This is a genomic window from Methylacidiphilum caldifontis, from assembly GCF_017310505.1.
In the GTDB taxonomy this organism is placed as follows: Bacteria; Verrucomicrobiota; Verrucomicrobiia; order Methylacidiphilales; family Methylacidiphilaceae; genus Methylacidiphilum; species Methylacidiphilum caldifontis.
Window position 1 is genome coordinate 693,309 of record NZ_CP065957.1, and the last position, 17,831, is coordinate 711,139.

Annotated in this window: 28 protein-coding genes and 1 pseudogene; 4 read left to right on the forward strand and 25 right to left on the reverse strand. The window is 43.6% G+C overall.

What is annotated here, in order from left to right:
• Nucleotides 1–73: 73 nt before the first annotated feature.
• The 24 genes from rplO to IT6_RS03325 form a co-directional block, all read right to left on the reverse strand.
• Nucleotides 74–526 carry a 50S ribosomal protein L15 gene (gene rplO / locus IT6_RS03210; protein ID WP_206827769.1) on the reverse strand — a complete coding sequence of 151 codons (453 nt, stop codon included), beginning with the start codon at nucleotides 524–526 and terminating at the stop codon, nucleotides 74–76.
• A gap of 21 nt (nucleotides 527–547) precedes the next feature.
• Nucleotides 548–1,195 (reverse strand): 30S ribosomal protein S5, encoded by a 648-nt coding sequence (gene rpsE, locus IT6_RS03215; RefSeq protein ID WP_134440980.1) that lies wholly within the window; start codon nucleotides 1,193–1,195, stop codon nucleotides 548–550.
• 3 nt (nucleotides 1,196–1,198) lie between these two features.
• Nucleotides 1,199–1,552, reverse strand: coding sequence for a 50S ribosomal protein L18 (gene rplR, locus IT6_RS03220; RefSeq protein ID WP_134440979.1), 354 nt, complete (start codon nucleotides 1,550–1,552; stop codon nucleotides 1,199–1,201).
• A gap of 22 nt (nucleotides 1,553–1,574) precedes the next feature.
• Nucleotides 1,575–2,114 carry a 50S ribosomal protein L6 gene (gene rplF, locus IT6_RS03225; protein ID WP_134440978.1) on the reverse strand — a complete coding sequence of 180 codons (540 nt, stop codon included), beginning with the start codon at nucleotides 2,112–2,114 and terminating at the stop codon, nucleotides 1,575–1,577.
• 13 nt (nucleotides 2,115–2,127) lie between these two features.
• Complete coding sequence (gene rpsH, locus IT6_RS03230; protein ID WP_134440977.1) at nucleotides 2,128–2,514, reverse strand: 30S ribosomal protein S8; 387 nt, start codon at nucleotides 2,512–2,514, stop codon at nucleotides 2,128–2,130.
• A gap of 16 nt (nucleotides 2,515–2,530) precedes the next feature.
• Nucleotides 2,531–2,716: a type Z 30S ribosomal protein S14 gene (locus IT6_RS03235; protein ID WP_134440976.1), complete on the reverse strand. Its 186-nt coding sequence runs from the start codon at nucleotides 2,714–2,716 to the stop codon at nucleotides 2,531–2,533.
• A gap of 22 nt (nucleotides 2,717–2,738) precedes the next feature.
• The gene (rplE, locus tag IT6_RS03240; RefSeq protein WP_134440975.1) at nucleotides 2,739–3,320 is read right to left on the reverse strand and encodes a 50S ribosomal protein L5; all 582 of its coding nucleotides are present in this window, start codon (nucleotides 3,318–3,320) and stop codon (nucleotides 2,739–2,741) included.
• A 67-nt stretch (nucleotides 3,321–3,387) separates the two neighbouring features.
• A complete protein-coding gene (gene rplX, locus IT6_RS03245) occupies nucleotides 3,388–3,702 on the reverse strand; it encodes a 50S ribosomal protein L24 (RefSeq protein ID WP_134440974.1) in 315 nt (104 codons plus the stop codon).
• Nucleotides 3,699–4,064 carry a 50S ribosomal protein L14 gene (rplN, locus tag IT6_RS03250; RefSeq protein ID WP_134440973.1) on the reverse strand — a complete coding sequence of 122 codons (366 nt, stop codon included), beginning with the start codon at nucleotides 4,062–4,064 and terminating at the stop codon, nucleotides 3,699–3,701. The genes rplX and rplN overlap by 4 nt, the downstream gene beginning before the upstream one ends.
• Before the next feature lie 15 nt (nucleotides 4,065–4,079).
• Nucleotides 4,080–4,373 carry a 30S ribosomal protein S17 gene (rpsQ, locus tag IT6_RS03255; protein WP_134440972.1) on the reverse strand — a complete coding sequence of 98 codons (294 nt, stop codon included), beginning with the start codon at nucleotides 4,371–4,373 and terminating at the stop codon, nucleotides 4,080–4,082.
• A gap of 13 nt (nucleotides 4,374–4,386) precedes the next feature.
• Nucleotides 4,387–4,602 (reverse strand): 50S ribosomal protein L29, encoded by a 216-nt coding sequence (gene rpmC, locus IT6_RS03260; protein ID WP_134440971.1) that lies wholly within the window; start codon nucleotides 4,600–4,602, stop codon nucleotides 4,387–4,389.
• Nucleotides 4,599–5,024: a 50S ribosomal protein L16 gene (gene rplP / locus IT6_RS03265; RefSeq protein WP_134440970.1), complete on the reverse strand. Its 426-nt coding sequence runs from the start codon at nucleotides 5,022–5,024 to the stop codon at nucleotides 4,599–4,601. Before rplP ends, rpmC begins: the two co-directional genes overlap by 4 nt.
• A 21-nt stretch (nucleotides 5,025–5,045) precedes the next feature.
• Nucleotides 5,046–5,693, reverse strand: a complete 648-nt coding sequence (rpsC, locus tag IT6_RS03270; RefSeq protein ID WP_134440969.1) for a 30S ribosomal protein S3 — start codon at nucleotides 5,691–5,693, stop codon at nucleotides 5,046–5,048.
• Nucleotides 5,694–5,713: 20 nt separating this feature from the next.
• Complete coding sequence (rplV, locus tag IT6_RS03275) at nucleotides 5,714–6,052, reverse strand: 50S ribosomal protein L22 (protein ID WP_134440968.1); 339 nt, start codon at nucleotides 6,050–6,052, stop codon at nucleotides 5,714–5,716.
• Nucleotides 6,053–6,061: 9 nt separating this feature from the next.
• On the reverse strand, nucleotides 6,062–6,337 hold the full coding sequence (gene rpsS / locus IT6_RS03280) for a 30S ribosomal protein S19 (protein WP_134440967.1): 276 nt from the start codon (nucleotides 6,335–6,337) through the stop codon (nucleotides 6,062–6,064).
• Between the two features lie 18 nt (nucleotides 6,338–6,355).
• Nucleotides 6,356–7,207, reverse strand: a complete 852-nt coding sequence (gene rplB / locus IT6_RS03285) for a 50S ribosomal protein L2 (RefSeq protein WP_134440966.1) — start codon at nucleotides 7,205–7,207, stop codon at nucleotides 6,356–6,358.
• A 24-nt stretch (nucleotides 7,208–7,231) separates the two neighbouring features.
• Nucleotides 7,232–7,516 carry a 50S ribosomal protein L23 gene (gene rplW, locus IT6_RS03290; RefSeq protein WP_134440965.1) on the reverse strand — a complete coding sequence of 95 codons (285 nt, stop codon included), beginning with the start codon at nucleotides 7,514–7,516 and terminating at the stop codon, nucleotides 7,232–7,234.
• The gene (gene rplD, locus IT6_RS03295; protein WP_134440964.1) at nucleotides 7,513–8,163 is read right to left on the reverse strand and encodes a 50S ribosomal protein L4; all 651 of its coding nucleotides are present in this window, start codon (nucleotides 8,161–8,163) and stop codon (nucleotides 7,513–7,515) included. The genes rplW and rplD overlap by 4 nt, the downstream gene beginning before the upstream one ends.
• Nucleotides 8,164–8,200: 37 nt before the next feature.
• Complete coding sequence (gene rplC / locus IT6_RS03300; protein ID WP_134440963.1) at nucleotides 8,201–8,848, reverse strand: 50S ribosomal protein L3; 648 nt, start codon at nucleotides 8,846–8,848, stop codon at nucleotides 8,201–8,203.
• A gap of 54 nt (nucleotides 8,849–8,902) precedes the next feature.
• On the reverse strand, nucleotides 8,903–9,208 hold the full coding sequence (gene rpsJ / locus IT6_RS03305; RefSeq protein WP_134440962.1) for a 30S ribosomal protein S10: 306 nt from the start codon (nucleotides 9,206–9,208) through the stop codon (nucleotides 8,903–8,905).
• A 20-nt stretch (nucleotides 9,209–9,228) separates the two neighbouring features.
• On the reverse strand, nucleotides 9,229–11,400 hold the full coding sequence (gene fusA / locus IT6_RS03310) for an elongation factor G (protein ID WP_134440961.1): 2,172 nt from the start codon (nucleotides 11,398–11,400) through the stop codon (nucleotides 9,229–9,231).
• Between the two features lie 70 nt (nucleotides 11,401–11,470).
• Nucleotides 11,471–11,941 carry a 30S ribosomal protein S7 gene (gene rpsG, locus IT6_RS03315; RefSeq protein ID WP_134440960.1) on the reverse strand — a complete coding sequence of 157 codons (471 nt, stop codon included), beginning with the start codon at nucleotides 11,939–11,941 and terminating at the stop codon, nucleotides 11,471–11,473.
• Between the two features lie 222 nt (nucleotides 11,942–12,163).
• Nucleotides 12,164–12,589, reverse strand: coding sequence for a 30S ribosomal protein S12 (gene rpsL / locus IT6_RS03320; RefSeq protein WP_134440959.1), 426 nt, complete (start codon nucleotides 12,587–12,589; stop codon nucleotides 12,164–12,166).
• A gap of 298 nt (nucleotides 12,590–12,887) precedes the next feature.
• Nucleotides 12,888–13,760 (reverse strand): diacylglycerol/lipid kinase family protein, encoded by an 873-nt coding sequence (locus IT6_RS03325; protein WP_134440958.1) that lies wholly within the window; start codon nucleotides 13,758–13,760, stop codon nucleotides 12,888–12,890.
• 129 nt (nucleotides 13,761–13,889) lie between these two features.
• Here IT6_RS03325 and IT6_RS03330 point away from each other — a divergent pair, with 129 nt between their 5' ends.
• Both IT6_RS03330 and IT6_RS03335 read left to right on the forward strand, forming a co-directional pair.
• Nucleotides 13,890–15,152, forward strand: coding sequence for an AsmA-like C-terminal region-containing protein (locus tag IT6_RS03330; protein ID WP_242524313.1), 1,263 nt, complete (start codon nucleotides 13,890–13,892; stop codon nucleotides 15,150–15,152).
• A 26-nt stretch (nucleotides 15,153–15,178) separates the two neighbouring features.
• Nucleotides 15,179–15,733, forward strand: a complete 555-nt coding sequence (locus tag IT6_RS03335; RefSeq protein WP_134440956.1) for an RsmD family RNA methyltransferase — start codon at nucleotides 15,179–15,181, stop codon at nucleotides 15,731–15,733.
• A gap of 44 nt (nucleotides 15,734–15,777) precedes the next feature.
• On the opposite strand, the gene IT6_RS03340 is transcribed toward IT6_RS03335, so the two are convergent.
• Complete coding sequence (locus IT6_RS03340; RefSeq protein ID WP_206827773.1) at nucleotides 15,778–17,058, reverse strand: RNA-guided endonuclease InsQ/TnpB family protein; 1,281 nt, start codon at nucleotides 17,056–17,058, stop codon at nucleotides 15,778–15,780.
• 20 nt (nucleotides 17,059–17,078) lie between these two features.
• Between IT6_RS03340 and tnpA the strand changes: the two are divergent.
• Nucleotides 17,079–17,493: pseudogene (tnpA, locus tag IT6_RS03345) on the forward strand (IS200/IS605 family transposase).
• Between the two features lie 110 nt (nucleotides 17,494–17,603).
• Entirely contained in the window at nucleotides 17,604–17,765 is a 162-nt protein-coding gene (locus tag IT6_RS03350) for a hypothetical protein (RefSeq protein WP_206827774.1), read from the forward strand.
• Nucleotides 17,766–17,831: the final 66 nt, after the last annotated feature.

Here is a 17,831-nt window from a genome sequence, read left to right on the forward strand (position 1 = left end):
TGTTTTATAACCTACTGTTTTATCAGTAATATATAGACAACTATTCAAGGGTAAGATTCAAGAGGAAATATTCTTAAGAATGGGATTTTATCAGTTCAATTTGCCCACCCGCTTTCTCAATCTTTTCTTTTGCGGTGGTACTTACAGCATGGACTCTAAAAACATACGGCCTGCTAACCTCTCCCATCCCCAGGATCTTTACCCCATCCCACTTTCCTTTAACCAATCCAAGCTTCCTAAGTAAAGTTTCATCAATCGTATTTTCTTCAATTCCCGCAATCGCTGAAAGATTAACAGGAGCATAAAAAACATGAAACCGCTTATTATTAAATCCTCTTTTAGGAATCCTTCGGATCAGGGGCATTTGTCCACCCTCAAAACCGATACGGATGGATCCCCCAGAACGTGCTTTCTGCCCCTTATGCCCTCTTCCGCTCGTCTTTCCATGCCCAGAACTCTCCCCACATCCCACTCTTTTCTTCCGTTTCTTAGCTCCAATGGCCGGTTTAACATCGTGTAGCATCATAATGCAATCCCTATCAATTTTTTATTCCGTAAAAGGTTGAGAGGAAAGATGGATTTCTTTACCTCTTTTATGCAAGACCTCATCTCTGGATTTTAACTGTAACAAAGCCTTAAATGTAGCTTTCGCAACATTATAAGGGTTTTTTGACCCTAACGACTTGGTTAAAACATCTTTAATACCCGCAGCCTCTAGTATAGATCGGACAGTTACCCCCGCTATAACTCCTGTACCAGGGGAAGCAGGTTTCAATAAAACTTTTCCTCCACTAAATTCACCAATGACTTCGTGAGGAATGGTATCGCCATTTCTAACAATCTGTTGCATTTTCTGCCTTGCACTTTCGGTTGCCTTTTTTACAGCGTCAGTCACTTCATTGGCTTTCCCAAAACCTATTCCGATCCGTCCAGCACGATCTCCGACAACCACCAAGGCTCCAAAACTGTAACGTCGGCCTCCTTTAACCACTTTGGCACACCGATTCACATGAATTACCCTATCCATGAGTTCTTCATGGTAAGACTCTTCCTGTTTAAAATCTCTTTTTTCAAACTGACGTCGAACCTTCTTTCGAGGCCCTTTCGGTTCAAGAATCTGTTCTTCTTCCTTTTGGTCTAGAGATTGTTTTTCTTCTAAAATAGTTGCCGATAAGTTAACGTCTTTGGGATTCATTCGTTAAAACTCCAATCCTTTTTCTCTAGCAGAATCTGCAAGAGCTTTAACCTTTCCATGATAGAGAAACCCTCCTCGATCGAAAACTACTTTGTGAATGTTTTTTTCTAAGGCCCTTATCGCCAAAGCTTCTCCAATTTTGGCTGCCCCATCGATATTCGGTTTTATCTCAGAAAAGGCTTTTTCCATAGTAGATGCACAAGCAAGTGTACGGCCCTCTTCATCATTGATGAGCTGGGCATAAATATGCTTGTTTGAAAAATATACACTCAACCGCGGTCTTTCAGAAGATCCAAAAACTTTTTTCCTAATGCGCCGATGGCGTAGTTGCCTTGCATCCAATCTTGTCTTCTTCATAGTCTGTTTAGTGATCTCTCATTTACTTTTGAGCCGTTTTACCCGCTTTCCTACGGATAACTTCTCCTTCATATCTTATTCCTTTTCCTTTATAGGGTTCAGGAACATAAAATCCTCGAATATCCGCTGCCACCGCACCAACCAAGCATTTGTCGATCCCCTCGATGGTTAATTTCGTATTGTCTTGAACCTTAACCGATATACTTTGAGGAATTTCATACACGACCGGATGTGAAAATCCCAGGTTCATGACTAACTTTTTGCCCTCTACCGCAGCTCTAAATCCAACTCCATTAATCTCCAGTTTCTTCTGAAAACCCTCATGTACCCCCATGACCGCATTATATAACAAAGAGCGATGCAACCCATACATCGCCTTTGATTGCCGAGTATCAGAAGTGTTCTCTAAAATCAAAGAACCGTCTTTGAGTTGAACCTTTAAAAATTCGGGTAATCTGTGGGATAGTTTGCCTTTTTTCCCTTCTATGGTTACATTATTTCCCTCAATACTTACTTTTGTTCCCAACGGGAGTTTAATGGGCAATCTTCCAATTCTTGACATTTTCAGATCCTTTTTAATAAATGGCTAAAAGCAACTCTCCACCCAAACGTAGTTTTTTAGCTCTGTGACCCGCCATGATCCCTTTTGGGGTAGAAAGTATGCATATTCCCAATCCTCTTAAAATATTAGGAATTTCTTTAGAACCCACGTACTGACGCAATCCTGGCTTACTAATCCTCTTTATCTTGGTGATGAGAGCGGGTTCTTTAATCACAACTTTCAACTCATACTTGTTTTTCCCTATCTCTATTTTTTCTATTTTCTCCAGGTAACCCTCATCAAGCATCACTTGAGCAATTCTCTCCTTTAACAAAGAATGAGGCATCTTGACCTCTTTCTTCTTTACATAAGCCGCATTTTGTATAGCGGAACAAAAATCAGCGATGGGATCGGTTGTCATATTCTCTTTTATTAAATTACCAACTGGCCTTCATTACGCCAGGAATTTCCCCCCATGAAGCAAGTTCTCTAAACTGAATCCTACTCAATCCAAACTTTCGCATATAAGCTCTTCTTCGACCAGAAATTCTACACCGGTTGTATTTTCTTGTGCTGAATTTCGGTTTTCTCTTCTGCTTTTCAATCCATGCTTTAGTAGCCATCTGTTTGTCTCCCCTCTATTTTTTAAGCCGATAACACAAGCGGCTTGCTTTTTTCTCCAATGAAAGGAAAACCCATCGAAGAAAGAAGATCAATAGCTTCTTTCTTGGTTTTGGCCGTTGTCACGATTGTGATGTCAAAACCGATGTTCCTCTTTAAATTTTCGATATCTACCTCTGGAAAAATGGTATGATCTTTAACTCCAATCGTATAGTTTCCCTGGGCATCAAAAGACCGAGTAGGTAGCCCTCTAAAATCTCTGACCCGAGGCAATGCCGCCCAGACAAATCTTTCCAAAAACTCGTACATCCTCTCCCCCCTTAGCGTAACCTTACAACCAATTTCTTGTCCCTTTCTTAGCTTAAAATTAGAGATACTTTTTTTAGCCCTAGTTTTCACAGGCTTCTGTCCTGTAATAAGAGCCATCTCCTTAGCCGCCTCTTCTAAGGCTACCTTGATATCTCCCGATGAACCCATGCAACAGTTAAGGGTTATCTTTACAATCTTAGGCACCTCGTGAATGTTTTTATACCCGTTTTTCTCAATAAGATAGGGAACAACAACTTCCCGGTAGGCTTTCAAAAATTTAGGGACGTTACTTTTCATTCCACTCAATAAACCTTTTGTTTTTCATTAACCAAAATAAAACCAATCTTTTTCCCGAGGGTTATTTTTAAGTCTCCTCTTTAGGCTGGCCTTTCTTTTTTTCCTGCTTCTTTTCCCATTTCGAAGCAAGCATCACATTGGAGATAGAAATAGCCGCTTCTCTTTCCACAATGCCTCCTTGAGGATTATTCTGCGAGGGTCTTACCGCTTTTTTAATTATCTTGACCCCTTCAACCACTACCTTGTGGTTTTCCCTCAATACCTTGATGACTTTACCTCTTTTTCCCCGCTCACTGCCCGTGATAACCACGACCTCATCCCCTCTTTTAACATGACTCTTTTTCAAGGGAAGCAAGTTCTTTCTTTTATTTCTTTTATTCATACAACCTCCGGAGCAAGCGATAGAATTTTTATGAAATTCTTCTCGCGTAACTCCCGGGCAACGGGACCAAATATACGAGTCCCCCTGGGATTAGATTCTTTATCAATAATGACAATAGCATTTTTGTCAAATTTAAGATAAGACCCATCATTCCTTCTAATTGGGCTCTTGGTCCGGACTACAACCGCTCTAACCACTTCTCCTTTCTTGACCGTCCCATTGGGTATAGCATCCTTTACCGAAGCAGTTATAATATCTCCAACCCTAGCGACCAGGGTTTTTCTTCCGATAACTCCAATCATGGTCGCTTTTTTTGCCCCGCTATTATCGGCAACTTCTAACCAACTGCGGACTTGAAGCATTTTTGACTCCCTTCTTTACGACTTCAAAACTTCTACCACTTTCCATCTTTTCAACCGACTGAGAGGTCGACATTCCTGAATTCTGACAGTATCTCCTTCCTTGGCCAATCCCTCCTCATCATGCGCATAAAATTTTTTTCTAACCACAACAATTTTCTTATATCTGGGATGAGCCTTATGCCTACTGACCATCACAACGGCGGTCTTTGCCATTTTCGTTGAAACCACTTTCCCAATCTTTTCTTTAGGTTTACTCTGCTTAACTGCATTTTGGTTGGAGCGATTTTGAGTATCTAAACGTTCTTCCATAGTATGCTCCCTTTTAGCTTAAATTTTCTGCCTTACTCTTCTCTTTAGATATAGTCTTTATCCTTGCGATCATCTTTTTCAACTCCTTAATACGCGAAGGTTTTTCCAAGGCAGCTGTCGATTTCTGCATCCGCAGCCGAAACAACTCTTCACGGCATTCCTGCTCTTTTGCTAAAAGCTCTTTTAATCCAAGTGCTCTAAGTTCAACGAGCTGATTTTTACTTTTCATACTTTAATCAACCTTTCCCGAGTTATAAACCGAGTATGAATCGGTAGCTTTGCTGCTGCCAGCCTCATTGACTCCTTGGCAACCTGTTCAGGTAGACCATCCAGTTCAAAAAGAATCCTTCCCGGTAGAACCACCGCAACCCAGAATGCAGGCTGCCCTTTTCCTTTACCCATACGCGTTTCTGGGGGTCTTGCGGTTACCGATTTATCAGGGAAAATCCTGATCCATAGTCTTCCTTTCCTCTTTACATTACGCATGATAGCTACGCGAGCTGCCTCAATCTGCGTGTTCGTAATCCATGCCCTTTCCAGGGCCTGCATTCCATATGAACCAAAAGCCAGCTCGGTCCCTCTCGTTGCACTTCCTTTCCGACTTCCCCGCTGACTCTTCCTGTATTTTACTCTTCGAGGCAATAGAGCCATATCTTTCTCCCTTCAAATGAGTTAAACAACAGCTGTTGCGATGTCTTCTTTCCTACAGATCCATACTTTTACACCGATTTTACCGGCTACCGTTTTTGCTTCCGCAAACCCATAGTCAATATCAGCCCTTAATGAATGTAAAGGCACTTTTCCTTCATGATACCGTTCAGCTCTAGCGATTTCTGCTCCACCAAGCCGCCCTGCACACCTCACTTTGATACCTACCGCACCCGCATCCATGGTCAATTGAATCGCCCTTTTTATGGCTCTCCTGTAAGCCACTCTTCTTTCAATTTGCAGCGCTATGTTTTCAGCAACAAGTTGTGCCTCCAGTTCAGGATGTTTAACTTCTTTAACGTCAATTAAAACTTCCCTCCCTTTTTCGACAAGATCCATGATCTCTTCTTTTATTTTATCCAGCTCGGCTGCTCTTCTTCCTATAACCAATCCTGGTCTTGCGGTATGGATGTTTATTCTTACCCTATTACCGGCTCTTTCTATAACAATTTTCGATACAGCCGCCGATTCTAACCGTTTCTTTATAAATTTTCGAATCTGATAATCTTCCCAAATAAATCTTGGGAATGTCTTTTTGTCCGCATACCATATCGATCGCCACTGCCTGTTTATTGGCAACCGAAATATAATGGGATTAACTTTTTGACCCATAATAATACCTTAATTAGTTCTTATTTTTCTTTTTCATCCAGGATAACACAGATATGACTTGTCCGCTTTCTTATTATCCCTGCACTACCCCGTGCTTTAGGTTGATACCGACGAAATTTAGGTCCTTCATCCACAAAAACTCTTTTTACATACAGATCTTGGGCCCTTAAATTATAATTATTTTCCGCATTGGCTATGGCCGAACCCAGAGTTTTTCGTATAAGCCGCGCTGCCTTCTTTGGATAAAAAGCCAGGACCTGGAAAGCATCGCGCGCATCCATGCCTTTTATGGAACGAGCAACATCCCTGGATTTGAAAGGGGATATTCGAGCCATTTTATACACTGCACGCACTTCCATACTTTTCTCCTATTTGACTGAAGCCTTCTCTGTATGGGCACCATGTTTCTTAAAGGTCCGCGTTGGAGCAAACTCCCCCAATCTATGGCCCACCATATTCTCGGTGACATAAACGGATTGAAAAGATTTTCCATTATGCACAAGAAAAGTATGACCCACAAAATCGGGGATGATCATCGAACGGCGCGACCATGTTTTGATGGGTTTTTTTGCTGTTCCCATTTTTTCAATCTTCTCTAATAAATGCTCATCTACAAAAGGACCCTTTTTAAGACTTCTGCCCATAAACCATCTCCCTTTTGTTTATTTTTTCTTCTTTTTCTTCGGTCTTCTTTCAATAATAAACCTTGTCGTGGTTTTACGTTTTTGCCTTGTCTTTTTCCCTTTAGCAGGTTTACCCCATGGGGACTCCAACTGCTGCCAGCCTCCTCCCCCCTTGCTTTTTCCTTGACCTCCTCCATTAGGATGATCAACAGGGTTCATAGCCACCCCCCTTACCCTAGGTCTCCAGCCAAGCCAGCGCGTTCTACCTGCCTTACCCAAGGATTGATTGAAATGATCAGGATTGCTGACCTGTCCAATCGTCGCATAACATTCAGACAAAACTTTTCTCACTTCTCCAGAAGGCAGTTTGATTATCGCATATTCCTTGTCTAATCCCATCATTCGTGCACTACTTCCCGCTGAACGTACAAGCTGGCCACCTTTGCCCGGGACAAGCTCAATGTTATAGATAGGAAGTCCAGAAGGGATTCTTTTTAGAGGCAAAGAGTTGCCCACTTCCGGAGGAGCATCAGGACCACTAATGATCCGGCTACCTACTTTAAGCTCTTGGGGAGCAATAATATATCTTTTTTCTTGGTCATCATATTTAATCAAGGCGATCCGTGCCGTCCGCATGGGATCATATTCAATGGCTTCGACTGTTCCATAAACCCCTTTCTTGTCCCTTTTAAAATCGATAATCCTGTATCTTTGTTTATGTCCACCCCCTCTATGGCGTGCTGTTACCCTGCCGTAGTTGTTGCGGCCTCCTTTCTTTTTATAGGGTTCAGTCAGTTCCCACTCGGGCTCTGTTTTTGTAATATCCGAGAAATCATCCAGCGCCATGAAGCGTTGAACGGGTGTCAATGGTCTAAAATTTTTGATTCCCATACGCTTTCCTTAATTCGACAAGGTTCAAACCGTTATATCAATTTTCTCACCAGGGGCTAATTGAACAATCGCCCTTTTTGTTCGTGGAGTCTTGCCAGGACGGCCTAACCTGCTCCACTTCTTTTTGGGTTGTACATTAAATAAATTAACCTTCAGGACCTTTTTCCCAAAAGCTTTTTCGACCGCTTTCTTGACATCTATTTTTGTAGCCTTCGGGTCCACATCAAAAATGTATTGATTCTGTTCTCTTAGCATCGTCGCTTTTTCCGTAATGCGCGCACTCCGTAGGATCGAAAAAAGATCGGTCATCGCACAGCCTCCCCTTCATCATTTTGGGTGTTTTTGCTAATCAATTTTTTTGCCCTTTCAACAAACACATCCAAGGCTTCTTTTTCTATATAAACTTTCTTATAACTTAATAAGTCCAGGGCATTAACATCTTGTGCCCTTACGATAGCCAGATGAGGAATATTCCTTCCCGATAAAAGCACATTCCTATGCGGCAATTTCAAAACAAGCAAGCAACTTTCTCTACCATCCCATCCTTCCAGGAGCGAGAATATTTTTTTGGTCTTAATTTCATCCAACTCTACTTTATCCAAGCAGTAGAGCTCTTCGCTGGTTATCTTCGCAGCAAAAGCTTTAAGAAAAGCGAGGTTTTTGACCTTTTTAGGCAACTTTTTTGAAAAATCCCTTGGTTGGGGACCAAAAACCACTCCTCCCCCAACCCACAGCGGTGAAGAAACATAACCGGCCCGGGCTCTGCCTGTTCCTTTTTGTCTCCACGGCTTTTTGCCTGAAGCCTTGACCGTTGCTTTGGTTTTCGTTGCCCGTGTCCCACTTCTTAAATTAGCAAGATATCCACTGAGAGCATCGTGCAAAACCTGATCTCTCTCCCCTACTTCAGGAAGTACAAATCCATAAGCTTTCGCTTTTTCTAAAGTCATCAATTCCATAACCAACCTTTAGTTAAGAGGGTACAATCCATGTTGCTTAAACAGTCGTCGCTTTGATCGCTTTTCTTACAACGACCATATCCCCTTTGGCTCCAGGAACACTGCCCCTCACCAGTAAAACGTTGTCTTCGGGTATGATTTTAAACAGATCTAGATTTTGTATCGTCACTTTTTTTCTTCCCATATGTCCAGGCATCCCTTGATTTTTAAACACTCTGCCCGGAAACGATCTTTCTCCTATAGCTCCATTTCTTCGATGGGTTTTCGATCCATGAGAAGCGGGCTGTCCTCCAAATCCATGTTTCTTGATCACCCCTTGAAAACCTTTTCCCTTAGTTATCCCTATTACATCAACCTTTTCCCCTTCTTTAAAATGTCCTACATCTAGGCTTTGGCCAGAAGTCCAACTCTGATCGGTATTGAACACGAACTCTTTCAGATGTCTTCTTGGACTTATCCCATTCTTTTTGTAATGACCCAGTAGAGGCTTGCTGAGTTTGCTTTCCTTTACTTCTTCATAGCCTATCTGTAGCCGCACTCCTTTGCCCTCGGCTTCTTTTTTACACTGAACCACGACATTCGACTCAGCTACCAACACGGTCAAGGGGTGTAGTGTCCCTTTCTCATCAAAGAGCTGGGTCATGCCCACTTTTCTTGCCATTATCCCAAAACCCTTCACACTCATAATATTGCCTTCCGTTTCTTAACCTCATCACACCAGTTTGAGTTCTTAGCCAAATTAAATCCGAATACTAATATCTACTCCTGCAGGTAAATTTAATTTTTTTAATTCATCTACCGTTTTAGAGGTCGGCTCTTTTATATCGATTAGTCTTTTATGAGTCCTAATCTCAAAGAGATCCATGCTCTTTTTGTCGACATGAGGAGATCGGTTAACCGCATAACGCTCTATTTTCGTAGGCAAAGGGATCGGACCTGATACAGCAGACCCCGTCCTTCGAGCTGTTTCGGCAATCTCGGAAGCAGCCCGGTCAAGAAGACGATAATCGAAAGATTTTAACCGAATTCTAATTTTATTAGCCACCGTTGTTCCCTCCCTTCTTTTTATTTTTTCTTCTGATCTAAAAGTGCGTTATAGATATGAGTGGGCACTTCTTCGAAATGAGAGGGCTCCATCGAATAAGCCGCTCGTCCTTTAGACATGGAGCGAATGTCATTCACATAACCAAACATTTCAGCCAAAGGAACCTCAGCACTGATAATGGAAGTATTTCCCTTTGTTTCGACATTGAGAATTTTGCCTCTTCGCCTGGTCAAATCCCCAAGGATGTCTCCTTGAAATTCGGTAGGGGTGGACACTTCTACCTTCATAATGGGCTCAAGCAAGTAACAATCAGCCTTTTTCAATGCGTCCTTGACTGCAAAAATAGCCGCCATTTTAAAGGCTAGTTCACTGGAGTCCACCTCGTGATAGCTTCCATCGATAATGGTAATTTTGACATCTGTAACAGGGCTTCCATAAAGTATGCCTGAACTTAATGCTTCCTGTACTCCTTTAAAACAAGCTGGAATGTACTCTTTAGGGATCGTCCCTCCCACAATTTTACTTTCCCAGTCTGTTCCTTTACCTCGTTCAAGAGGAACCATTTCCAAAATCACATGTCCATATTGGCCCCGGCCACCCGTCTGCTTGATCAATTTCCCTTCTCCCACAGCTGCTCTTCTAATTGTCTCTCGATAAGAAATCTGTGGAGCACCCGCGTTGACATTTACCCCAAACTCTCTTCTTAGTCGGTCGGTAATAATGTCTAGGTGAAGTTCTCCCATCCCTGAAATAATAGTCTGGCCTGTTTCGGTATCCGTATGGACCCTAAAGGTTGGATCTTCTTCCATGAGCCGTTGTAGAGAATGAGAAAGCTTTTCTCTATCAGACTGTGCCTTAGGTTCAACAGCCATGGATATGACCGGTTCAGGGAAAACCGGGGGTTCTAATGAAACCTCAAAACCTTCTTCAACTAGAGTATCTCCTGTAGCCACATCTTTAATACCCACCAGAGCTGCAATGTCCCCTGAATAGACCGCTTCTATATCTTTTCTCTCGTTGGCTTGGATTTGAACAATCCGACTTACCCGCTCCTTCTTTCCTGTCCTTACATTATATACGCTATCCCCCTTTCTCAACACACCTGAGTAGACTCTAAAAAAGACCAACTTCCCCACGTAAGGATCAGACCATATTTTAAAAACGAGAGCACAGAACTTAGCCTGATCATTGGAGACAACCTCGATAGTTTCTTGCGTATAAGGATTATGTCCTTTTGCCGGTTCAATATCCAGAGGATTAGGCAGATAATCGATGACCGCATCAATTAAAGACTGCACCCCTTTGTTCCTGAAAGCCGATCCCCCCACAACAGGGACAAACTCATTTTTGACCACCAATCTGCGTATAGCTTGCTTTATCTGAACGGGAGTAGGCTCCTTTTCTTCCAAGAAAAGCTCTGCCATCTGTTCATCGCGATCGGCAAGAGCCGCAATGAGCTGGGCTTTTGCCTTGAGTGCAAGCTCCTTGTGCTCCTCTGGAATATCTGTAACGACATAGGTTGATCCAAGTTTATCGTTATCCGTATAGATGATCGCTTTTTGGCAGATCACATCGATCTGACCACGCAGCTGGTCTTCATTGCCTAAAGGCAGAAGTACCGGCCAAGCATAACCATCCAGTTTGGTCCGGATTTCCTCGACAACCCTGTCAAAACCTGATCCTATGCGATCCATCTTGTTAACGAAAGCGATCCGAGGAACCTTGTAGCGATTGGCTTGTCTCCATACCGTTTCAGATTGGGGTTGAACACCGGCCACACCACAAAACACCACAATCACTCCATCGAGAACTCGCAGAGACCTTTCTACTTCAGCTGTAAAATCCACATGGCCAGGAGTATCGATGATATTGATTCTGAACTTTTCCCCTTCAAACAATTTCACTAAACCCGGTTCTTTTTTTTCCAACCAAAAACAGGAGATAGCCGCAGCCGTAATCGTAATGCCTCTTTCTCTTTCTTGCTCCATCCAATCGGTCACCGTTGTCCCTTCATGGACTTCGCCCATTTTATGGATCATCCCTGTATAGAAAAGGATTCTTTCGGTAAGAGTGGTCTTGCCCGCATCAATGTGAGCGGCAATACCAATGTTTCTTGTCCTTTCCAGGGGAAAAGGCCGATGTGGTGAATTCATCAGTTGGCTCTTAACTGTCTGAGATAAATCGCTACTCATAACCCATCCTTAAATTTAAATCTCTTTAGCTTCCTTAAACATACGATCTATGCATAAAATACTACAGTTTTTAGAATCGAAGATGAGCAAAAGCCCTGTTAGCCTGTGCCATTTTATGGACTTCATCGCGCTTTTTAATTGAGTTGCCCGTCCCATTAGAGGCATCCATAAGTTCCAAACTCAGCGACTTAGCCATCGGAACCCCCTTTCTTGAGTTGGCATAATGTACTATCCAGCGCAAGGCCAGTGAAACCTGCCGATGCGGATTAACCTCAACAGGAACCTGATAGGTTGCTCCTCCCACCCTTCTCGATTTGACTTCAAGCTTAGGTTTCACGTTATCGACCGCTTTTCTAACAATTTCAACAGGATCCCCTTCTTTATTATCTTGATTCAAATCCTCGATAGCCTCATAAACTATTCTTCTTGCCACACTTTTCTTTCCTTTCCTCATTACCGTATTGACAAGTCTTGTAATGAGCTCGGAACCATATTTTGGATCAGGCTCAAGCTCCCTTCTTTCAGCTCTTCTTCTTCTCATATCGACTCTTACTACTTTCCAATAGGCTTCTTTAAAATAAAAATTTCCTTTAAAACCAGTCCGTTAAATAAGCAAAGGGATTTTAAACTTCGTCTCCCCGTGTTACATTGGCTGCTCTTTGCGGTATTTTCTATAGCCCCATCAATATCAAAATCTCAAATATACATATCTGTTTTTTTTACAGATGCAAATACCTTAATTCCTACACTGGATAAAAATATCTCATTTTGCCTTGGCTTGAGGCTTTGCTCCCGTTTTTGGCCTTTTTACTCCATATTTACTTCGAGAAACGTTCCGGTTAAGCTTATTGGTATTGCTTGGACCAACCGCTCCCGCGGCATCAAGCGTCCCCCGGATGATATGGTAACGGACACCCGGCAAATCTTTTACTCTTCCTCCCCTCACAAGAACAATAGAATGCTCCTGGAGATTATGGCCTTCTCCAGGGATATAGGCGATCACTTCCTTTCCATTCGTAAGCCTTACTTTTGCAACCTTTCTTAAAGCCGAATTAGGCTTTTTGGGAGTTCTGGTCATTACCTGGACACAAACTCCTCTTCTTTGAGGGCAACTATCCAAAGCAGGGGCTTTGGTCTTTCTTTTTAACTTTTCCCTCCCTCTGCGTACAAGTTGATTGATCGTAGGCATAATCTCACACCATGCTTTACGTTAAAAACCCCTTTAACTTTTTACAATTGTTACTTTTAACTTATCCAACTCTCACTTAGAGCTCCCTACTGCCTTCGTAGAAAACGAACACAGCCTCTACTCTAGACAAAGACAAAACTCTGTTTAGTTGAGAACTAATAAAAATGGGAAAATTGAAAGAAAAATCAAGTTTTTATTTAATACTTTATTCTATTTATTGCCCATCATCCTTTCATAATCGGATAAATAATCCCTTAGAAAATCTGGGAACAAGCATAGAAAACATATATAAAAAAGATTAAGGAACAATGACTTTAAGTTTTTGAGGTTCACAAGAAAAGCTCACTGGAGTATGGCCATAAAAATCTCCGTCAAGTTCTACAGGAACCTCCTCTTTAGATTGAACAACAAAACTTCGCGATTGGAAACGAATGACTTCCCCCTCCGACTCCTCCTCGTCATAGAGACCACCCATAAAACTTCTTAACCAATATTTTATTAATACCGTAGAACTTACCCGGCTAAAGAGATAACCATCCAGAAGGCCATCGTCTAGACGTGCCTTGGGGAAAACAGCAAAAGGACCCCCATAATACCTGCCGTTGCCTATTAAAAGAAAAGACCCTGACAGCCGACTGCCTTCCTCTAATGTTATTTGAAGGGAAGGCTGAGTTTCTTTCAAAAGATAAGCTACGGTAAACAGATAGCTAAGAGGCCCCAGGGTTTTCCTCACATTCCAATGAGTCAATTGCAGGACCTTTGCATCTAATCCTACTCCGGCAAGTTGTACAAAATGCTGGTCATTGGCTTTCGGGAAATCAATAGCCCTTATATTTCCTTGAAGTATGGTTGCCCAGGCCTTTTCTATGCTTCTTGGCAGTCCCAGTTCCATGGCAAAGACATTAATCGTCCCCAAGGGAATGACTCCAAGGATAACTTCCCTGCCGTTAAACCCATTTACGACTTCGTTAATCGTCCCATCTCCTCCCGCAGCCACTATCAGATCATATCCCTGTTCGATAGCCCATTCGGTTTTTGCTTCGGCATCTCCTGGATATTGACTAACCTTGATCGGGACATCTCCCACAAGGGTATAAAGCTTCGAAAGCAGATGTTTAGCTTTTTCTCCCCGAGCTGCCGGATTGAAAATAATACAAATTTTATTCTGCACTAGCCTTTACTCCAAATCCAAATAAACTTATAGGTTGTGCGCCTTATTGTTAAGCTTATTGAAGCTCTTTTATTGGTCATTACTACTCTTTTTTTGTTATATCTATGCTTTTTCTTCGTCTTGCAAAATATGGAAAAAAAGCAAGCTACAATCCACTTTATTCAGTCAGCTCTCACAGATCTCCTCGGCGTACCCGTTGATGTTGAAAAAATCCACTTTTCTTTTCCTCTAGGTATAAACCTAGAAAAATTAAAGGTTGAAAACTCACTTTCTAAAAGTTGCCCTTCTCTATTCGAGTGTAATTCTATTAAACTCAAAAGCCACATATCACCCTTTTTATATGGCCTCTATTTGAATGTTCTGCTCACAGAACCAAAGACATCCTTTGAACTCAACAGCGGTCGGCGGCTGCTCCTACCTTTAATTGAAGAAGGGAGCAATGGGGAAGAACTCCCTTCCCTATTTTCGGGTAAACTTGCCGCTTCCTTACCAATCCGAAAAATCTCTATCCAAAAGGGCATAATCAAGATTTTTTCTGCTCATCAACAGCCTCTTTTAATGATCGAAGGCATCGACGAAGAGGAAGAGCTAGATTTAAGGAATCAGAAAACATTGAGTAGAGGCCAGGCAAAACGAGTTTTTTTCAATTCGACCCCCTTCCTTTACAACCTGAAATTTAAATATCTTTTTTCCTCAAAGGTATTTCAAAATTTCGATTTGGATTCACAACTTTCTGGTGGAAAATTGCATCTTGATCTCTACAATCAAGCAAACCAAAAAGATAAGAAAAAAACTTTAGGTTGGAAAATCTTCGCTTCTGGGTTAAAAGCCCAGGAAATATTCGAACTACTCGAAGCCCATGGTTACTCTTCCATTTCAGGTCTACTGCATTGCAATGCTGAAGGATCGATCCATGGTATGGGTCTTGATTCTTTTGAAGGCAAGGGGACGTTTGAAATAGAACGAGGAAAATTCGAAAACATGGCCCTGTTCGATAAACTGTCCAATTTGCTTAAAAATGCCTCCATGAAAACTCCTGAATTTGATCAATGGAAAGGTTCTTTTATAATCAAAGAGGGCAAAATTTTATTCACGGATATGTCCCTTTCGTCCAATTCTTTTTCAATGGTGGGAAGCGGCTTAGTTAAATTTAATAGCTCCATGGAAATGGATTTAAAAATATTGCTCAACAAGCCCTTTTTTAAAGCTAACCTTCCTGAGTCGCTCTTAAGCAGAATCAAAATGCCCCAAAACTCGGTTTTTTCAGTTCCTGTAAAAATTTCTGGAACATTATCTAATCCTCAAGTCGCATTTATAGAAACCCATTCTATGCCCCAACTTTCTCCTAGTGGATCAACTTTACTTTCCCCACTTCCTATTCCTGCTAAATAATTTGAAATCAACTTTTCTTTTTAACCATGTCGCTAAGAATTACGGGGGGTATCGCCAAGGGAATAATACTTAAAGTACCCCAAAAAACCCCGGTTAGACCCGCACTGTCCAAAATAAGATCGGCCATTTTTTCTTCCCTTGGAGATTGGATAGAAGGAAAAAAAGTGATCGATCTTTATGCAGGCTCTGGAGCCCTAGGCATCGAAGCCCTAAGCAGGGGAGCCTTATGCTGCACATTCGTGGATAAATCAAGAGAATGCTGTGAATGTATCAAAAACAACCTTAAAAAAACCCATCTTGAAGGAAAAGTCATTTTAGCTGATGTTTACAAGTTTTTAAAATCGGATACTGAACAATATGATCTCGTCTTTGCTTCTCCCCCCTATTTTAAAGAACCAAAACTATTAGATGATCCCCTTTTTTCTTTTGTTTATCCCCGGCTCAATCCCGAAGGCACTTTCATTTATGAGTTCTTTTCCAAAAACATCGTAAAACTTGCCGATCAGTGGTTATTGAGCTGGGAAAAATCCGTGGGAGAAACCAAAGTCTGGATGCTTAAGCCCAAATGTTTATCCCCTTAAATTGACATCCTCCCCGGCCTGAAGGCCGGAGATTCCTACGGCGCTCAGGGGTGGCATGGCGCCTCTCCTGGGTCGCTTCGGTGGGTTCCTGCTTCCGACCGCCAGCGCGGTTCGATCCACAGGCCATCCGGGCTGACGGCTTGCGCCATCCCGCTGCAAGCGTGCAGCGTGCCCTGCCCTTCGTCCCGCAACATTTGCATCCCACAAGAGAAGATGTTGATTGCACCGACCACATCGGCGTTGTCCTCAAAACCACATTCCACACACGCAAACCGGGCCTGCGTCTGGCGGTTGTCCGCCGAAACGTGTCCGCAGCACGGACAGGCGCGGCTCGTATTCTGCGGCGGCACGGTGATCAGCCGGCCGCCCCGCCATGCCAGCTTGTAGTCCAGTTGGCGACCGAACTCGAACCAACCTTGATCCAGGATCGACTTGTTCAGGCCGGACATGGCCCGAACGTTTCGGCCTGGAGCCTCGACAGTGCCCGCCGCCGACCCGGACATGTTCCGTACCTGCAGGTCCTCGACGAAGACTACAGCGTGGTTTTTGCTGATCGCGGTCGAGGTCTTATGCAGGAAGTCGCGGCGGACATTGGCGATGCGTGCGTGGATGCGCCCGACTCTTGCTTTTGCCTTCCTCCAGTTGTTGCTGAATCTGACCCTGCGGCTCAATGACTGCTGCGCCTTGCGCAACGCCATCTCATGCCGCCTGAAGCTGTGGAGCGGGGCGTAGAACGTGCCATCCGAAAGCGTAGCGAAGCGGGCGATCCCCATGTCGATGCCAACCGTACCCCCTTGCGGGACGATCTGCTCAACCTCCCGCTCGGCCTGGATGCTCACGTACCACTTACCGCATGACTGGCTTACGGTGACGTTCTTGACTACACCGAGCAGCTCCCGGCTGTTGCGGTAGCGCAGCCAACCGAGCTTGGCCAGAAAGATGCGGTTGTTGTGCTGCTCCAGCTTGATCTGCTTCGGGTCGGGGTAGCGGAAGCTATCCGACATGCCTTTCTTCCTGAAGCGTGGGAAACCAGCCCACTTGGCAAAGAAGTTGGCGTAGGCTCGCTCCAGGTCTTTGAGGGATTGTTGCAAGGGATGCACCGGAGCGTCCTTGAGCCATGCCGTCTCCGCGCTGTTGCGCCACTCGGTGAGCAGCTTGCACAACCCAGCGTAGCCAAGTTTTTTCTCGCCTCGCTCGTGGCGCTCCTTCTGCAACGCCAGCGCCCTGTTGTAGACGAACCGGCATGAGCCAGCAAAGCGGCACATTTGCCGCTCTTGCTGGCCGTTTGGCATCAATTCGTACTTGAAGGCTTGGCGGATAAGCATAGAAACATTATACTTAGCCTATGGCGCAAAATCAAGATATAAGACATGGACGGCACTATGTCTTCAAGATGCACCTCCATTTGGTCTTCGTGACGAAATACCGCCGCAATGTGTTCGACGACGACGCCATCAACCGGCTGCGCACGATCTTCGCCAAGGTCTGTGCCGACTTTGAGGCGCAACTCGTCGAGATGGATGGCAAGGACGATCACGTCCATCTGCTCGTGGAATATCCGCCCAAGGTCGCCGTCTCCAACCTCATGAACAGTCTCAAGGGCGTATCCAGCCGGCTGCTGCGCAAGGAGCGGCCCGACATTCAGAAGCGTTACTGGAAAGGCGTGCTGTGGTCGCCGTCGTACTTCGCTTCAAGCTGTGGCGGTGCGCCGATTTCCATCGTGCGCCAGTACACCAGAGCAGCTGCAGACGCCACACTGAACCCAAGGACGGCTACGCCCTCCGCGCTATCCTTCCCCGCCCCAAGCGGCGGGGCAAGCCCGTGCACTTGGTCAATCAACATGGCATAAGATCTGCTTTAATGTTTTTACATGAGCAAGAGCTTAAGAAAAAACGAAGAAAAGAAAAAAGGATACAAAAAAGAAGAAAAAAAACTAAACATTCCTTATTATCCTGTTGAAAAAGAACGGTCAACGGATCGTAACGAACCTTTAATCCTGATTCCTTACCGCTATAGTCGGTATATCGAATAAAACATTAAAAAAAGGAAACCCTCCATGGCTAAAGTATACTGTCAACCTATCTGCAGATAATATGAG

What these genes read in the sequence shown, in the direction of transcription:
- rplO (WP_206827769.1), bottom strand. Translation starts at nt 526, where the DNA reads ATGATGCTACACGATGTTAAACCGGCCATTGGAGCTAAGAAACGGAAG.
- rpsE (WP_134440980.1), bottom strand. Translation starts at nt 1,195, where the DNA reads ATGAATCCCAAAGACGTTAACTTATCGGCAACTATTTTAGAAGAAAAA.
- rplR (WP_134440979.1), bottom strand. Translation starts at nt 1,552, where the DNA reads ATGAAGAAGACAAGATTGGATGCAAGGCAACTACGCCATCGGCGCATT.
- rplF (WP_134440978.1), bottom strand. Translation starts at nt 2,114, where the DNA reads ATGTCAAGAATTGGAAGATTGCCCATTAAACTCCCGTTGGGAACAAAA.
- rpsH (WP_134440977.1), bottom strand. Translation starts at nt 2,514, where the DNA reads ATGACAACCGATCCCATCGCTGATTTTTGTTCCGCTATACAAAATGCG.
- IT6_RS03235 (WP_134440976.1), bottom strand. Translation starts at nt 2,716, where the DNA reads ATGGCTACTAAAGCATGGATTGAAAAGCAGAAGAGAAAACCGAAATTC.
- rplE (WP_134440975.1), bottom strand. Translation starts at nt 3,320, where the DNA reads ATGAAAAGTAACGTCCCTAAATTTTTGAAAGCCTACCGGGAAGTTGTT.
- rplX (WP_134440974.1), bottom strand. Translation starts at nt 3,702, where the DNA reads ATGAATAAAAGAAATAAAAGAAAGAACTTGCTTCCCTTGAAAAAGAGT.
- rplN (WP_134440973.1), bottom strand. Translation starts at nt 4,064, where the DNA reads ATGCTTCAAGTCCGCAGTTGGTTAGAAGTTGCCGATAATAGCGGGGCA.
- rpsQ (WP_134440972.1), bottom strand. Translation starts at nt 4,373, where the DNA reads ATGGAAGAACGTTTAGATACTCAAAATCGCTCCAACCAAAATGCAGTT.
- rpmC (WP_134440971.1), bottom strand. Translation starts at nt 4,602, where the DNA reads ATGAAAAGTAAAAATCAGCTCGTTGAACTTAGAGCACTTGGATTAAAA.
- rplP (WP_134440970.1), bottom strand. Translation starts at nt 5,024, where the DNA reads ATGGCTCTATTGCCTCGAAGAGTAAAATACAGGAAGAGTCAGCGGGGA.
- rpsC (WP_134440969.1), bottom strand. Translation starts at nt 5,693, where the DNA reads ATGGGTCAAAAAGTTAATCCCATTATATTTCGGTTGCCAATAAACAGG.
- rplV (WP_134440968.1), bottom strand. Translation starts at nt 6,052, where the DNA reads ATGGAAGTGCGTGCAGTGTATAAAATGGCTCGAATATCCCCTTTCAAA.
- rpsS (WP_134440967.1), bottom strand. Translation starts at nt 6,337, where the DNA reads ATGGGCAGAAGTCTTAAAAAGGGTCCTTTTGTAGATGAGCATTTATTA.
- rplB (WP_134440966.1), bottom strand. Translation starts at nt 7,207, where the DNA reads ATGGGAATCAAAAATTTTAGACCATTGACACCCGTTCAACGCTTCATG.
- rplW (WP_134440965.1), bottom strand. Translation starts at nt 7,516, where the DNA reads ATGACCGATCTTTTTTCGATCCTACGGAGTGCGCGCATTACGGAAAAA.
- rplD (WP_134440964.1), bottom strand. Translation starts at nt 8,163, where the DNA reads ATGGAATTGATGACTTTAGAAAAAGCGAAAGCTTATGGATTTGTACTT.
- rplC (WP_134440963.1), bottom strand. Translation starts at nt 8,848, where the DNA reads ATGAGTGTGAAGGGTTTTGGGATAATGGCAAGAAAAGTGGGCATGACC.
- fusA (WP_134440961.1), bottom strand. Translation starts at nt 11,400, where the DNA reads ATGAGTAGCGATTTATCTCAGACAGTTAAGAGCCAACTGATGAATTCA.
- rpsG (WP_134440960.1), bottom strand. Translation starts at nt 11,941, where the DNA reads ATGAGAAGAAGAAGAGCTGAAAGAAGGGAGCTTGAGCCTGATCCAAAA.
- rpsL (WP_134440959.1), bottom strand. Translation starts at nt 12,589, where the DNA reads ATGCCTACGATCAATCAACTTGTACGCAGAGGGAGGGAAAAGTTAAAA.
- IT6_RS03330 (WP_242524313.1), top strand. Translation starts at nt 13,890, where the DNA reads ATGGAAAAAAAGCAAGCTACAATCCACTTTATTCAGTCAGCTCTCACA.
- IT6_RS03335 (WP_134440956.1), top strand. Translation starts at nt 15,179, where the DNA reads ATGTCGCTAAGAATTACGGGGGGTATCGCCAAGGGAATAATACTTAAA.
- IT6_RS03340 (WP_206827773.1), bottom strand. Translation starts at nt 17,058, where the DNA reads ATGCTTATCCGCCAAGCCTTCAAGTACGAATTGATGCCAAACGGCCAG.
- IT6_RS03350 (WP_206827774.1), top strand. Translation starts at nt 17,604, where the DNA reads ATGAGCAAGAGCTTAAGAAAAAACGAAGAAAAGAAAAAAGGATACAAA.